This is a genomic window from Candidatus Babeliales bacterium, from assembly GCA_041660205.1.
In the GTDB taxonomy this organism is placed as follows: Bacteria; Babelota; Babeliae; order Babelales; family Chromulinivoraceae; genus JACPFN01.
In genome coordinates this window covers 21,274-37,017 of sequence record JBAZWT010000008.1, presented here as the reverse complement: position 1 = coordinate 37,017, position 15,744 = coordinate 21,274, and the positions used below count along the sequence as shown (strand labels likewise).

The following is a 15,744-nucleotide window of genomic DNA, read 5'->3' as shown; positions in this document are numbered from 1 at the left end:
ATAATGATATGTCAGATGAAATATTAGATTTAGTTTCCACTGACGATATGGTCATTGGGCAATTGCCACGATCAGAAGTCTACGCGCAAAAATTATCAAACTTTCGCGTCGTCAACGCTTTTGTTATCAACGACCAAGGTCAATTGTGGATTCCTCGCCGTACTAAAACAAAACGCATTTTTCCTTTATGCCTGGACGCAAGCATGGGTGGCCATGTTGAGTCTGGAGAAACATACGAGCAAGCATTCAAACGTGAACTTTACGAAGAACTTGGTTTAGATGCAAACAGTATTGCCTATGAAATGATAGGCAAGCTCAACCCTCATGATCATGGCACCTCTGCTTTCATGCAAGTGTACGTCATCCGCCTCAATCAAGTTGATGCTTACAACACCCAAGATTTTTGTGGGTATTTTTGGCTCAGTCCGCAAGAATGCATCGAAAGATTAAATTCTGGCGACACAGGCAAAGGTGATTTGCTCAAAATGATTCGACAATTATTTGTGTAAGTAGCAAAAATTCAATATTAGATGTTTTTTAATATCGAATTCGAGTTTTAGGCTAGAATAAAATATTATTTTTTTTTAGTATGCAAGAAAATTCAAAGTTCAAAACAAAAAAGGCACCAGAGATTTGCAGCTTCATTGATTTTTGAACAAACGTACGAAAAATAATACTTTATGACCAAATAAAAAAGGAATCAAAAATGAAGTCTAAAATTCTAAAATTATATCTAATACTCATGAGCGCACTCGCTTACGGGGACTGCTGCGTAACAGATTGTTGTCAACCAGTTGAGTGTGACACGCCTTGCTCAATTGCCAAAAACACATGGTTGCCTCGTTCATTTGTATCGTATCAAACACACGATCTTTTCCAAAATCAATATACGTACGTGCAGGATTTTGGAGATGAAAATAAAGAACATCATCTTAACATTTCTGCTTTCACTGAATATATGCAAAATTTTGGTCAAAAATGTGGCTCATGTAAAAATTTAGGCTCTATGCCATTTTGGTCAGGAACAAATCAAATGACCATTGGTAACAATGATGGAAAAGCTGATATTGATGCATACCAATTAGGCCTTGGTAATGTCGTAACCAATGCAGATGGCATTGCAGGAATTATTCAGTTAAATCCAACGATACAACACGTTGGTACCGATATGAGTCTGTACTATGTGCACAGCAAGCAGGACCGCGGATTTTATTTCAGAGCTCATGCTCCACTTGGTGCAATGATTGTAACACCCAATTTTAAAGAATTAATGGTTGCGCAGTCAAACAACTCAGTGAGCTTTTCACAAACAACAGCTGATGGCGGAATACTCAATCCATCATCAGACATCACGTATGAATTCAAAGCATATCCAGTACCACTTGATCGCATACAATCAGTTTCACAATATTTCTTTGGTGGTGTACTAGGTAACTCTTTAGATGGATACGAAGATAAAGTTATTCATATTCGTAAAGGTCGTATTGCTCCATGCAAAGAAGTAACAATTCGCTTAGGCGATATCACAGCATCTGTTGGTTACAATGCCTACATGAGTGAAAAAGGTTTCTTTGGCCTAGGTGTTAAAGCATCAATGCCAACAGGTAACGTTCCAAATGCGGTGTATATGCTTCAGCCAATTTTTGGTAGAGCTGGTGCATGGGGACTTGGTGGTGAAATTTGTGGATCATACAGAGTCTGGGAAAATCATGACCAGACAAGAAATTTGAGCGTTGCTGTGCAAGGTGAAGTGCTTCATTTATTTCCAGGCAGAACTCCAAACTATAGATCATTTGATTTAGCCGCAAACGGACCTGGTTCTAAATATTTATTAGTGCAGCATTATGCTCCAGCTTATAGTTCTGGAAGCTCTACGACTCCTCAAAATGATACACAAATTATGTTAGCAAACAGACTTCATCCAGCAATTAACATCACCACACTACCTGTTATTTCAAATATAGCTGTTGAAGGTTCACTTGCTATGGCTATTGATTACCATTGTGAAAATTGGAACGCTGCTCTTGGTGGTGAGTTCTGGGGTCGTTCACGAGAAAAATTGCAAATTGATATAGCAGGAGCTGTTGATCAGGGAAGACCAAATCTTAATGATTATGCTGTAGTAGGTCGTCAAGTAAGTAGATACTCTATTAATGGTGAGCTAGTTGTTAAAACTTTGGCATATTCTAATCCAATTGATACATTCTATTGCGAACCTTTAGCAAAAATTAACAAATCACGAGATCCTGTACAATTAATTGGTGCTATTCCACTTGCACAATCAGGTACTGCTGGAACAGGTGTCATTGCTCCTTCTTACGCAGATCTTCCTGATGGAATTAAAGATGGGCGTCTTTCAGAAAACCGTATTCCTGAAAACGTATGTGAAGCGCTTAATATCGCTGGTGCGCAAGCATCACGTGCATTTACTGGAAAAGTTTTTGGCCAAGCTGGATACACATGGACGCAGCATTGTCATATGCCGTCACTTGCTGTGATCGGTAGCGCAGAATTTACTGGTAAAACAAATAATGCTATTCAGCTCTGGAGCGTTGGCCTTCAAGGTTCTTTAAATTTCTAAAACGCTTTAAAATCATTTAAAAATAACGGCATTGATGTGGTAGCAATTCATAACCATATGATTTTAGAAAATCCACGCGTTATGTTTGTCCATTATATCGGATATGGCCCAGCTGCACAGTTAGCACAAGCATTAAAAACAATCATTGATACAACAAGTACACTTACTTAAAAAAATAAGGTTCTTTTTTCAGTTTGAGAAAATAATATGCATAAAATTAAAAGGAAATTTTATTGCTGGATCCCCGGCCTGTCGGTCGTAGCTCCTATATCCCTCGATACATTATGCTAAGGCAGAACACTCCAGCCGTCGCTTGCAGCTATGGCGGACACGGTCGGGACGAACGACAACAAACGAATATTACAACGTAGACTGGATCATGTCGAGGACGACGATTAATAAATCGTCGACTTTTGTAATTTTTCATACTCATTGATCATGGTTCTTATTTTACGAACCACTTCTTGCTGATTTAAGTTGCTGACATCAACTTTCATAAATGGAATGTTGGCGCTAAAGATAGTATCAAATAATTTTTGCTGCCGAGTAGCAATAATTTCTTCTTGTTTTTTGTTTGCTCGGTTGCGTACATCAATGCGTGCCAGAAGCTGCTGGTCACTGCAACGCAGACGAAAGGCACGTACCGGCAAATTATTTGGATTTAAGACCGATTGAAACTCACTGAAAAGTACCGCCATTTGACTAGTCATCGTTACCACAAACCTCGTTTTACCCGTTTTTTGGTAAAACTCAATCATCTGCGCCATAGCTTGGTACACCATGGCCACATCAGATTTTTTATCCCACGAAAATGGCTGCATCGCTGCAAACCAATCGCAATCTAGAAATACCATGTTGTTAAAAATTTTTAACAATTCCCAAGATGCATCGGTTTTTCCAGAACCTATTGGACCAGTTAAGATGATAATCATACTAAACTTTCACATTGCGAAAAAATATGCGTTCAACTATCCACGTCGTAGTATATCGTAGATTACATTGACTGTATCAAGTTTATTTATTTCGTAAGTAACCTTACTCCCTGTCACTTCTTGTAGACCTTTTAAAAACGTATCAATTCCTTTTTATCTTGACAAAGCAAACCTCTGTTTTTTAGATTCAATCCAATAAAAATAATTAATTTTTCTAATAACTAAAAAAAGGATACACGCACATGAAAAATATAAATAATAATACCGGAGTCGATTTCTTTAAAAGAAAAATACAATTCTTAATAATGTTTTTCTTTATTGCTCCTGGCCTAGTCTCAATAAATCTTTTTGCTGAAGAGTCAAATAATGAAAACCAAACAATGGAAACTAAGAGCTGCAACAGCTGCGGCAGAAACTGTAATTGCTGCAAGGATAAAAACTGTAACAACTGTGGTAAATGTGGTAAAAGCTGCAGCTGTGGTAAAAGTTGTAACACTTGCGGTAAAAGCTGCGATTGCTGTAAAAAATCTCAAGACACCGTTGAATCTTCAACTGAATCCTCAGAAACAACTACTGATGTACAGTAAACTTATAAGATAACGAGCGCCAAGACGCTTTTAAAATTAAAGATATATAGACTGAAGTCGTACTGAATTAAATACAACTTCAGTCTATATATCTTTAAAAACATAAAAATCGACGTAATTTTTTAAATGAAACAACTTTTAGATTCAATTAAAAAATTACTATTTGGCAAAGATCTACATATTTTTTTAAAAAAGATTATAATATTTACTATATTTACACATCAACACTTTCAAAGGAACTTCTATGAAATACCAAATACTTTTTTCAATGCTTCTTGGCTCAACACTCTTTGGATCAGAATATTATTTAGTACCTCAAGTAGCACAATTACCAAATGCAGAAATAATTTTGTCTGTTTTAAAAGAAAAGTGTGATTACAATTTTCAAAATTTACAATCAGTTTACACTACAGCGGCAGATGAACTTGCTCATAAAACATGTACAGAATCAAAAATTTCTTGGGTCTTACATCGCCATGTAGCAAGATCTTGTGATATGGATATATATTGGCCTATTCTTGGCAATGCAGCAACAAGCATCTTTAAAAAAGCTTTAGAGTTAGAAGTAGAACAACAATAAAATTTACATTTTAAAACTTAAAAACTAAAAAAGCCCAAACTCTCAATAAAGAGTTTGGGCTTTTTATTTTTTAACTCACAGGCCGCCTATACGTACATTAATTTCTTATGAAATTCGGCTCTAAGCATAATATTACAGCACCATAAATTTGATAAAATCCACTAATACATAAATATTTCCGACTCAAACTCAAAATTGTCGTAGCATGTCAATAACATCAAGGACCTTAGACAAGCGCTCTGCTTTTTGCTCTGTTTCTTGTCGCACTAAATCTTGAACAACTTCAACAATTTCAAATACTTGTTGTGATGTTTGCGCAGGTGTTAATGTTTGCGCAAGTATTGGTGTAGGTGTTACTGTTGATACTGGCGTAATTGTATGTTTTTTAGTTGGCACCGGTGTAAGTTTCTCTGTTGGCTCAGATGGAAGTTTCTCGGTTGGTACAACTGTTGTTACAGCTGACGGCGTTGGAGAAATAAGTGTTGGTAATTTTTCAGATGCAATTTTCCCTCGAGTAAACATCCAATAAAATGTATTGGTTGCAGAGTTTCCTTCATCAAATGGAGTTAATTTTTTAGCATCATAATCAGCAACTGTTTGCTCAAATGCTTCATTTGTCTGCGAAATCGCTTGGCTCATGCGTACAAAGCTACGCCATGAAGCCTGAATAGGATTTGGAGTTCCGTCTGGATTTTTTCGATCAGGATTTAAAGATGTTTTAAGTAGTTCATATTGATAACTGTTCCATGCTTGAGGGATTAATATTTCTGTTGCTGGTGTAAACGGAAGAAAGTGAATTAAGTTTATGTACTCAACGTTTGCGCCAAAAAATGTTGCATAGTCAGCTTTGTTTTCCCAAAGCACTCCAACGCAAGCAAGTTTATTAAATAGTGATGGATAAATTTCTGAATCAGCAGTCATTTGCCAGTAGGTTTGCGCTGCATTAATTTCTGATGCAAGCAGCGTGTTACCCAAGTTTTGAATAGTTGCATTGTTAGTTGCAAGACCAAAAAGATACATACCATACCAAGCATTAACAGCTTCTGAAGTTGATTCTTGGTTTTTTCCGTTACCAAATGGAAAAATTCCAGCAGCAAGCGAATGCCCTAAGTACCAATCCATCATTCTAAAATCTGGGAAATAATCATCAGCTACCGGATTTGCAATATCTCGTATCAAATCAACAGTGAATGGAATTAATTTTTTTGAAATAAAATTATCAGTATCTGGAAGCTTGAGCTTACTACTTAAATGAATATAGATTGCTGCACTGTAAATAAAATAACCAAAATGGAAATGATGATCATTGTACCAACCCATTCCATAGTCTAAAGTATGATCAAGCATACCATTTTCAGTACAAATTCCGCCCCACTGTGGATCGTAAAATAAACGATTATATTTATTTGGTAAAGGAGTTTCTGCTTTTGGATTATTAAGATTAGTTCTATCAATCCATGGCAGAACTGCTTTTTTCATCAACTGTACACATTGTTTCAAAGCTTGGGTACTGTCAATTTGATCTGCAATAATTGCAAGACGCGCTAAGCGTGCAATTTCTTTTCCAAATCCATAGCTTCCAGCATAAGGGCTTGGTGTAGTAGCGTTAACATCATCGTCAAGATCAGCGGCAATAAGTTTATTTAAAAAAGTAACAGTTGCTTGATTTTTAAGCTTAGCATCACTTTGACAGTACCAAGAAATATTTGGATTTTCATAACGTAAAGTCCATGAAGAACCTTTAACCGCTCGCAGCATGCCACGTGCAGAATCATACGTTATGTTTTTTTCATATGAAGGATTTTGTAAAAGTTGTTGATGATGTGGCAGACACATCATAATAAGATCATTCGTTTTTTTTGCAGCGTGCGTACTCACTGTTTGCCATGTGATAGAAACTGTAGGGTTTTGCGCGTCTCCTGAAAGCTTCACGCTACCACCAGTTGGATACGTGCCACTGTAGCCTTCAAGCAGTTTAATTGTTTTAATGATTTTAGGAAAAACTGTTTCTTTTTGCTGCTGGATCCATTGCTGAGAAATATATTTGTAAGTTCCTTTAACATCTTGATTTACAAAGTTGTTATATAAAATGGCTGATGAACTTTTTGAGGAAGCATTAAAAATATTTTTAATGTCAGCAATGGTATCGTCTGAAGCTTCATCACCATAAGCGCTTTTGTACCAAACTTTAAATGCAGGAATATACTGGCCTACAATGTAAGCAGAATAGGAAGAATATTGTGCAGGTATTTGCCAGCCACTGTTTGCTGCAGGATTTCCAGGAAGTGGTAAAGCGGGTGGATTGATGAGTGGAATATCGTAATTAATCAATTGTACTACGCCGTTAAAAGATTTAGAAGCTGTAAGCTGCTGCATGGTTTGGTCTTTTGAAAAAACAGTATTTTTTCCAGTCCATGAAAGTGTTATTGGTTCTGATGTAAACATGTGCCATGTTTTGCCACTGTTGAGCTGAATAATAAAAATGTTACCCGTTAAAGAGCCAGCAACGTTTCCTTGTTTACTATGCAAAGGTTTTTGGCTGCCTGATTGATACGTCGTGATTTCTAAAATAGCTTGGCCAATTGCATTAAAAACCGGAGTACTGTTTTGATACTCAGCCGTTACAAATGGCATACCTCGAACTAAAGGAATAGTTACGTTTTTATCGCTACTTCCTATTTGCACAGTGACAGCAAGAGGATTATTTTTCACAGGGCTGACAATGACTGGACTTGAAAGCGTTTCTTGCCATGCAAGTTCTACGGTGTAAGGAGCAATGGAGATAAGGCTTGAAGTGAATGGATAGTTCGGTTTGCTGCCTCCAGGAGGTGTTGGCATATGTCCCACATTAAGTGGTGTGCTATCACAAGTTGCATCTTTGCAACTGTATGCTGTTGAAGTGTCACCTTGAATAGCTATGTACTGCTTTTCAGGCAGATTTATATGTACAGATTTTGCAGTGACATCGATTGTGTAAGGAAATGTGATTACGGAAAAAGGATGTGATGGTGCTGGAGGTGTGGTTGCATTGGAATATGAAATATCGCTTGGGATGGTAAGAGTGGTAAACCAACGATTAGTTGGAAATGGTGCTTTATGCTTTCCCCATATTTTACTTGGGTTTCTTAAAATTGGAAACTGCGGTGATGACCATGATTTGGTATCTGCAACAATATTTTGATCATATGCACCATTTTGAGCAGTATCCCATGATTGAAAAAATGGTTTTTGCGAAGTTGGAAATGTTACGTGATAACTTGAATGCAATACATTATGAATTATAAACATACTCAATATTAATTTTTTCTTCATTACCTTTGTCCCTTTTTGTGAGATTTTAAAAAAAATCGTTTTTGTCACCGTAGTATAAATTTTACTGCATGTAAAATTTATACTCGACCTATCTTAGCCCGTGTGCGCCATAGCCTTTGGCGTCGGCGTAAACTTTATTGATGAAACAAATTTGATATTTGCAATCAAACAATTGTTACTTTCAAACAGTTAATTGATAACTCACGTAACTTGTGTAAAAAAATCCACCCGAATAGATTGGGTGGATTTTTTTACATACAAATAGTTATAACTTAGTTTCTTATTAAATTCGGTTCCATGCACAATGCTGCTGCGCCATACAACTGAACTTTTGAATTTGTTACCAGGTAAAAAGGAAGTTCTGCTAAATATCCTTCTAAATATTTTCTTGAACCTTCATCAGTTACTTTTCCAGCTAAATTCACTATTTTTTGTGTAAATGCATCGGTAGCAAAAAGTTCTGGGAATTCTTGAACAACGGTATTGGTTATGTACACTCCACCGTACGCAGCTTGTGCGTATGCAGAATTTCTAATCATGCGAGCATATTGATCAACAAAGAAATTTACTGAGTCTTGGCAGCGTTGCGACTTCTGACGATTGGTAAAAATATCTAAATAATGTGGGTAATCAACAAACTTTTCCATTTTATATTTTTTACGTTCATGCTCTTTTTGTCCGTCATAAGCATCAAAGAATCGGTAGATTAATTTTATTCCGCCTGCTCCAGCACCAAGAACTTTACCCCATGCAATATTACCTGTTTTATCTTTCATGAAATTAAAAAATGCTAACTCTAAATCAGACTGTGCACCAAATTCAGTAAAACTATAATTTAATTGAGATGGCACATAGCGATTTAGTTGTGCGTCCCATAAAAGTAAACTTGCTCCAAGGCCATTTCCAGCTCCAATGACTAATTTTGGTTTTCTTGGATGATCGCTGCCCTGTTGCAATGTTTTCAAAGAAGACGAATCAAGCAGTTGTGTTCCTAGTGCAACAGCTTGAAAATCATTGATTAAATAAACATTTTGTAGTCCACTGATGTTTACAAATTTTTGTTTGCTCAGTCCGTAAAGTGATTTATCTGACTGCTGCGCACTGTCATCGCTTGTGCTCCATGGTAAATGAGGATGTAAAAACAAATCACCTTTTGCAATTCCAGGAACAGCAAAGCATGCAGAGGCAACAGAAATTTTATGTTGTTTTTGTAGATCCTGCAAGATGGTTTTGACGTGTTGATACACGTCAGCAATATCTGCATTTTTGCTATGATATTCTATCAAAAATGTTTGTTTGTTTTGTTGAACTTTAAAAATGCCTATAAAAGTATCGGTATTTGTTACTTCGCCACCGATAACGTAAGAAGCTGCAGTTTCTACTTGATCTTTATGATGAATAATTTTTTTTGTAGTTGGTGCCAGTGCAGGTAGCAAGACTGTACAATGCAGCAGCAAGAGAGCCATGATTTGTTTTTTCATAAGTTCCTTTTTGAAAGTAAGGGATTTTAATATCGATCAAATGTATCAATTTTTTTCAAAAAACAAATTATTGCTTACTTTGATTAATTTTCAATCTGTTAACGATAGTTTTCATTGTGGCAAAATATAAAGGGACTTGGCTACTAATTTTGTTTGCTAAATCTTCATTGTAAGTATGTGAGGTTAAATTCCGATCAGTTACAGCATAAATCAATATTTCGTATTCAGCCTTTGTTATCACATTATCTTGTAATGACAATCTTAAAACCTCTCGAGGCGAAGCGAGTTTTACATCAATTTTTTGTACTTCTTCAAGATAAATTTTCAAAAACTTCCAAAATGAATCAATGCAATATTCAAAACGTTTAATTATTGAATCTCGTATAACATTTAAAACCACACCGCATTGAGTCAAAACATTAACACTTTCTAAAACTTCTTGCAGTGTTGTCAATGCTTTCTGCATAGCTTCATGTTTTAATTTTAAGCTTTCCATATTACTCTGTCCTCTAAAATTTGCTTTTGCATCAATTCTGTTATCGAATGAAAATCGACAACATCAATCACATACATAATGTTGCTCTCTTTGAACATGCTTTTAATTTCATCTACATCAGCCCTTGATAACTCTTTTCCACCATCAAGAGCAATATCAATATCTGCCATTGGTCTATTAGTTCCTCGAGCTCGAGATCCAAAAAGATATATTTTAACGTCTGGCATTAAAGCTGAAATTACAGCAATAATTTTTTGTTTTATTTTTTCGTCTAATTCATTCATAGTTTTTCCAATTTTATACTCAGATTTGAAATAATGAGTTTTTATATTGCTTCAATGTATCAATGTTTGTTTGAAAATCAAAATCAAACTTCACTTCCAAAACGATCTTTAAGCGCCTGACCAACCAACTGTTGACGTTGATAAGGCGATGGATGAGATGGGCACAGTAACCCACAAACATTATACAAACCTGAAAGTATAAAATGCTCTGAGCTGTTCATGTACTCTGCAATTTTAAGCATAACTTTTTGCACTTCAGGATCCTCAGCTTGCATCTTTGCATCAGTTTGAAAATTTTGAACAAAATCAAAAGAGCAATTGCTGATAAAATGATCCTTTGACCACAAATGGTACCCTGCTTGTAAAGCTTGCATGCTTGCATGTTGATGCGCAAAATCATCTGCCCAAAATTCTTCTGGTCTGGTACCGATCACATCATCACATAACGTTTCAATGCTTTTTGAAATCTCTGTCATTTTGGCGTATGCCATCAAAGCTAACGCTTGAGCAAAAAGCGCTTTCTTAGGTATTGTTTTTTGCGACAAGCGACAGACATTATGATACAAAAGCCCGACGTTTAACGCGGCTAAGCCACAAGGAGCTGCACTGTTTACACGATGTGCAATGATCTTTGCTCGCGCATGGTTATACTCATTTTGCTCTCGATTATAATTATGATGACCAATTTCATGCAGCAGCACATACTCAACTTGCGCAGGAGTGCAAATTCCAGCTGCCTTCATACTCATAATGATAAACGGTGGTTGTTGAAGATGTGTTCTGTGTTCATTAAACTTCGTTAAATATTCATCCTTAAGGTCATGGATAAACATAGGCGCAAAGTCACACGCATCATCAAACACAATGGTAGGAATGTTTATATCTTTGTAGCTATTTCTAAAATTTTTCTCAAATTGGTTCCATGACAATTCTGGACTGTTTGCAAAAGGAAAACATTCTTGCTCAGTTTTTGAGTCATGTAAATTTTCTGATCCAACAATTGAAACAAAACCGGAAAAAATGAATAGCATACAAACTGTTAATTTATTCTTAAACACAAAAATCCTTTTTATTGCTGCTGGCAACAACCATTATGTTGAGCAACTTTTACTATTAAATAAAAAGTTGCAGCTGCACCAGTAGCTACGAGTGTGAACTGTTTTTAGATAGGCATTATTATATCAAATTTTAATATATGTAAACATGTGAGCTTTTCATTGGACAGCCTTAATCAATCTATTATAATTGCCTCTATTCATTGAAGTATGTTTAATGGTACAAAAAAATGTTAAAGGACCGAATATGTTCAAAAAATCTTTGCTGATAGTCTGCTTACTTTTCAATCTTGAAAGTAGCGCAATGTCTCACTCATATGATGCACAAAAAGTTATGGACTCTATACCTGTTGTTTTAACTCCACGCTCGCATGACCGAGTTAAACATTGGATCATTGAAACAATGCCATTAATTTTCAATGATCTTAATCATCTATCTACAATTGATGCAACACAAACTGGACGTGTTAAAATGGAAGAAGTATTTATAGAAATTTCTGATCCTGAACACGTTACCCAAATAATTTCAGAGTGTCAAAAAGAAGAACCTTGTGATGAGCAAGATGATATTTGCTTTTGTGATCATGCTTATGAGGTAGGAGAAATCGCCTCAATCTCAGCAATAACCTCTCAGTATCATGCAACTCTTACATGGACTAACAAAAATGAAGAATCAAAAGAAGTTCAAATGATCATTCCTGATGAGATAGCTTTCAACGTAAACACAGAAGCATAACAAATTACGCGTTCTGATCCTATAATTTTTACAAAAAGAAGAAGCCTGCAATGTTAAAGTCGCAAGCTTCTTCTTTATCTTAAATTTTTTCAAAAAATTATCATTTAATTTTTTTGCACATAGGAAATAGTGGTTTGTCAAAACCATTATTTCCAAGAAGCTTTTTGCTTGTTTTCTTGAATCCAAATTTTTCATACAACGGTACTGCCGAAGATACTGAATCCAAGCGTAATTCTTTAATATCGCCTCGAACGCAAGATGCTTCTTCTACCATGTGAAGCATTTCAGTTGCAATTCCTTGACATTGATATTTTGAAGGAACACCCACCCAAGAAATATAAGTACTTGATGGGGTATTAAAAGGAGCTATTGTGTAATATAAATCTCCACAGTCTTCATCGTTTTTTGCCTTACAACGTATACGACCCTCAATGTGCGAAAATCCTGACATTATAGTTTCTTCTTCGGCTTCTGCTCTGATAAGTTCAAATTGATTTTTTGTGCGAATTTCAATCACTTTATCATATTCAAGCTCTTTTTTATCTGAATATTCACGCTTCCAAGCATCCAGATCTTGCAACAATTCATATAAATAGCGGCGTGATTGGTACTGCTTATATGACAATCCTGCAGCAACTACGGCAGCGCCTAATTTTTTCTTGTGATTACAGCAAAATTTACCAATTTTATATCCATTAGAAATCAAAGATCCACCCAAAGATTTTTGCATGCTAAATAAAGTTGATGTAAAAAATCCGCTACTGACCAAAATCGTTATTAAAAATATTTTTTGAATTTTCATAAGATCTCTAATATTTTCGACCCCCTAAGGCCAATTTTGTAATTTTATGCTTCAACACCAAAGCGATCTTGGAGCGCTTGAGTAACTATCTTGTGTCGCGTAGATTGTGACGGATGTGCCAAATCTACCGCTGCCGCTAAGTAATACCAAGGCAGTCCCATCTTGCTATAGGCTTTAATGGCAGCACATCTTGCTTGATAGACAAGTACACTACTTGGTTCTTCTTTTTGTCTTTGCGTGACATAATCTAAAGCATCTTTTCCCTCTTGTGCGTGCTGGGCAATAAATCCTTTTTTAGATGTTAGATATTGTTCAGCATGCAACACATCTTGCGTTGCATGTTGATTTGCAAAAGCGTCAGCAGCATATTCTTCAGGCTTGATAGCCATAGCCAATAGGCGACCCAGGCTTCGCGTAAAGCTACGCCGGGCAGGCTGGCTGGATTGATCACGGCTGGATTGATCTAAGAATACTAGATTTTTATAGCTCTCACAAACGCCGTGGCCTAGTTTTAAAGCCAAAAAATCTAAGCAATCACTCCTATTTAATTATCGACTATCCACATAGTACGATTTTTGGCGCTTACCGCTAAAAACCAGCGTCACCTTTTGATCGAAAAGGTGCCTATGATAATCTTAAAATAGATTATTGAATAAGGTTTTTTTAGGAGATTTATTATGAAAAAATTATTATTTTTAGGGACAGCTTTAATGTCTCTTTCGATATTTCCCATGCTCACTCCCCGCTCAGCAACAAACATTCAAGAAGAGCTAGCTCGATGCACCATAAAAAATGAGTGCCTTGACGATCTTACTGATATTTCAGCACAAGCTATGAAAGGCATGACCTTTTCAGCATCACGTGCTCATGAACTTGCACAGACACAAAGAGCATTGATTGATACACAACGCAGACTGCTTGAAACAAGTGACACTGCAGCAAAATCAACTGCGCAAGTTGCAGTAGCACACCCTTTTAGTCCAGCAGCTATAAAGACCGCCGTACTGTGGCAGGTTCAAGGTATAGCTGTAACTAAAGGTGTAGAATGGGCGCAAAAGTTAGTTTCATCTTTTGTTCAGAAAAAGATACAATCAGAACAAAAATAATTTAATTCACTACAAAAATTAAAAAACTCCCAGCGATCTTTATGTAAGGACGCTGGGAGTTTTTTAAGTAAATGAAACGAATTAGAAATTATATTGTACAAAAAATTAATTCGAAAGTGATGTAATCCATACCCATTCAATTACCTGTTTTTATCCTAATGTTTAATTATAAATCGGTAAACATATCCATATTTGTATCCACAAATACCCATATTTTCAAAAAATATAATCTACTCGCTCTCATTATTTGAAATAAGACACTTAAATCAATGATCTTATTTCATTTTTTGGCAATTATTGAAATAAGAATTAATTTCTGGCATCCTTATTTCAATAATTACGTATTTTTGAAATAAAGGAGTCTGCCCATGAGAAAAACAGGAACCTATCAAAACTTAGGATCGACCACCTATTTCATCCCAGATTTTTTACCCCCCAGCAACCCACCTTTGCAACTCACCCCTGAAATTTTAGACTTATACAGTAAAACGTTGTTAGCCCTTGGAAAACTTAATGAAATTGGACAACGAGTACCGAATGTTCAACGATTTATTAAGGCATATATTATCAAAGAAGCTCTCCTTTCTTCTTCAATCGAAAATATACATACAACAATGCTTGATGTTTTTACGCAATCTTTTGAGCCATCGAAAACATCCAAGCAAACGCAGCTTGTTATCAACTATAATAAAGCTCTGCAAGTAGCGCTAGAAATGTTACAGCAACAAAATGTACCACTCGTCTCAAAAGTATTTTTAGCTGCACATCAAACGTTAATGCAAGCTGGAGGCGGCGACCAGGCTAATCCAGGATCGTATCGAAAACAATCTGTTCGCGTTGGTAACTTGGTACCACCATCAGCGCCACACATTCCAGATCTTATCGCTAACCTTGAACGTTTTATCAATGAACCATCAGACATACCGCCACTGATCAAAGCTGGACTAGCTCATGTTCAATTTGAGACTATTCACCCTTTTTTAGATGGTAACGGAAGAATTGGCAGACTGCTGATTACGCTCATGTTAATACAAGATGATGTACTACAAACTCCAATTTTATACCCTTCCTACTATTTTAAACAACGTCAGCATGAGTATTATCAACTCTTAGATCGAGTACGAACTCACGGCGATTTTGAAGGATGGACTCTCTTTTATTTACAAGCTATACACAACAGTGCTACCGATGCATATGTACGCGCTAAAGATATCGAAAATCTGCATCAAACATTAATTGAAGAGATTTCAAAACAAAATGATTTGGTAAAAATAGAAGAAACAGCGCTCAAAGCGTTACAGTATTTGTTTGTATCACCAGTTACCAATATTTCACAACTAGCACTCAGCATCAACAAAAGTTATAACACCACACAAAAAATTATTACTCTTTTACAACAAGCCAACGTTGTGCAAGAAATGACATCTCAGAAACGTAACAAGCTTTACAAATTTCAGCCCTATCTTGAAATTTTAGAAAAGCAGTATTCTATAGAAAATGTTTAATCAATCTATTATAATGGCTTCTAATCATAGAATATGTTTAATGTCGAGGTTTCGCAAGCAACCGTAATACTATGAAATAGTCGAAATTGATTTGGAAAAAAATACAATAGAAATAAGCAAAAGAAAAATTATATCTATGGTCGTTGGCATCCGACAACATAAGCTTTGCTATTTAATTCAAGCTGTATAAATCTTTATGCTCAAGAATTAACTCAACATATTTTTTCAGCCATACAGGAGAATTTACAGCTGAATTAATTTCTGCAGGAGTCATCCAATAATACTCA

General features: G+C 35.9%; 15 protein-coding genes and 1 pseudogene. 8 read left to right on the top strand and 8 right to left on the bottom strand.

Annotated features, from left to right (window positions below; all coding sequences use genetic code 11):
- The first annotated feature begins 8 nt into the window (after positions 1-8).
- The 3 genes and pseudogenes from WC747_03695 to WC747_03685 all read left to right on the top strand — a co-directional run bounded on the left by WC747_03695 (position 9) and on the right by WC747_03685 (position 2,752).
- Entirely contained in the window at positions 9-509 is a 501-nt protein-coding gene (locus WC747_03695) for an NUDIX hydrolase (protein ID MFA5999092.1), read from the top strand.
- Between the two features lie 197 nt (positions 510-706).
- The gene (locus tag WC747_03690) at positions 707-2,581 is read left to right on the top strand and encodes a hypothetical protein (GenBank protein ID MFA5999091.1); all 1,875 of its coding nucleotides are present in this window, start codon (positions 707-709) and stop codon (positions 2,579-2,581) included.
- Between the two features lie 18 nt (positions 2,582-2,599).
- Positions 2,600-2,752 (top strand): annotated as a pseudogene (locus WC747_03685) (DUF1259 domain-containing protein).
- Between the two features lie 224 nt (positions 2,753-2,976).
- Here WC747_03685 and WC747_03680 read toward each other — a convergent pair.
- A complete protein-coding gene (locus WC747_03680; GenBank protein MFA5999090.1) occupies positions 2,977-3,513 on the bottom strand; it encodes an AAA family ATPase in 537 nt (178 codons plus the stop codon).
- A gap of 366 nt (positions 3,514-3,879) precedes the next feature.
- On the opposite strand from WC747_03680, the gene WC747_03675 reads away from it, so the two are divergent.
- Together WC747_03675 and WC747_03670 are read left to right on the top strand one after the other, a co-directional pair.
- A complete protein-coding gene (locus WC747_03675; protein MFA5999089.1) occupies positions 3,880-4,113 on the top strand; it encodes a hypothetical protein in 234 nt (77 codons plus the stop codon).
- Between the two features lie 231 nt (positions 4,114-4,344).
- Positions 4,345-4,680 (top strand): hypothetical protein, encoded by a 336-nt coding sequence (locus WC747_03670; protein ID MFA5999088.1) that lies wholly within the window; start codon positions 4,345-4,347, stop codon positions 4,678-4,680.
- 189 nt (positions 4,681-4,869) lie between these two features.
- Here WC747_03670 and WC747_03665 read toward each other — a convergent pair whose 3' ends face one another.
- The 5 genes from WC747_03665 to WC747_03645 all read right to left on the bottom strand — a co-directional run bounded on the left by WC747_03665 (position 4,870) and on the right by WC747_03645 (position 11,311).
- Positions 4,870-7,992 (bottom strand): glycosyl hydrolase, encoded by a 3,123-nt coding sequence (locus WC747_03665; protein ID MFA5999087.1) that lies wholly within the window; start codon positions 7,990-7,992, stop codon positions 4,870-4,872.
- A gap of 272 nt (positions 7,993-8,264) precedes the next feature.
- The gene (locus WC747_03660) at positions 8,265-9,473 is read right to left on the bottom strand and encodes a glucokinase (GenBank protein ID MFA5999086.1); all 1,209 of its coding nucleotides are present in this window, start codon (positions 9,471-9,473) and stop codon (positions 8,265-8,267) included.
- Positions 9,474-9,540: 67 nt separating this feature from the next.
- The gene (locus WC747_03655; GenBank protein ID MFA5999085.1) at positions 9,541-9,969 is read right to left on the bottom strand and encodes an HI0074 family nucleotidyltransferase substrate-binding subunit; all 429 of its coding nucleotides are present in this window, start codon (positions 9,967-9,969) and stop codon (positions 9,541-9,543) included.
- The gene (locus tag WC747_03650) at positions 9,957-10,253 is read right to left on the bottom strand and encodes a nucleotidyltransferase domain-containing protein (protein ID MFA5999084.1); all 297 of its coding nucleotides are present in this window, start codon (positions 10,251-10,253) and stop codon (positions 9,957-9,959) included. The genes WC747_03655 and WC747_03650 overlap by 13 nt, the downstream gene beginning before the upstream one ends.
- Positions 10,254-10,336: 83 nt before the next feature.
- A complete protein-coding gene (locus WC747_03645; protein ID MFA5999083.1) occupies positions 10,337-11,311 on the bottom strand; it encodes a hypothetical protein in 975 nt (324 codons plus the stop codon).
- Positions 11,312-11,555: 244 nt separating this feature from the next.
- On the opposite strand from WC747_03645, the gene WC747_03640 reads away from it, so the two are divergent.
- On the top strand, positions 11,556-12,044 hold the full coding sequence (locus WC747_03640; protein ID MFA5999082.1) for a hypothetical protein: 489 nt from the start codon (positions 11,556-11,558) through the stop codon (positions 12,042-12,044).
- A gap of 100 nt (positions 12,045-12,144) precedes the next feature.
- On the opposite strand, the gene WC747_03635 is transcribed toward WC747_03640, so the two are convergent.
- Positions 12,145-12,846 (bottom strand): GNAT family N-acetyltransferase, encoded by a 702-nt coding sequence (locus WC747_03635; protein MFA5999081.1) that lies wholly within the window; start codon positions 12,844-12,846, stop codon positions 12,145-12,147.
- Between the two features lie 44 nt (positions 12,847-12,890).
- The gene (locus tag WC747_03630) at positions 12,891-13,235 is read right to left on the bottom strand and encodes a hypothetical protein (protein MFA5999080.1); all 345 of its coding nucleotides are present in this window, start codon (positions 13,233-13,235) and stop codon (positions 12,891-12,893) included.
- A gap of 288 nt (positions 13,236-13,523) precedes the next feature.
- On the opposite strand from WC747_03630, the gene WC747_03625 reads away from it, so the two are divergent.
- Together WC747_03625 and WC747_03620 are read left to right on the top strand one after the other, a co-directional pair.
- On the top strand, positions 13,524-13,952 hold the full coding sequence (locus WC747_03625; GenBank protein MFA5999079.1) for a hypothetical protein: 429 nt from the start codon (positions 13,524-13,526) through the stop codon (positions 13,950-13,952).
- A 368-nt stretch (positions 13,953-14,320) separates the two neighbouring features.
- Positions 14,321-15,457: a Fic family protein gene (locus WC747_03620; protein MFA5999078.1), complete on the top strand. Its 1,137-nt coding sequence runs from the start codon at positions 14,321-14,323 to the stop codon at positions 15,455-15,457.
- Positions 15,458-15,744: the final 287 nt, after the last annotated feature.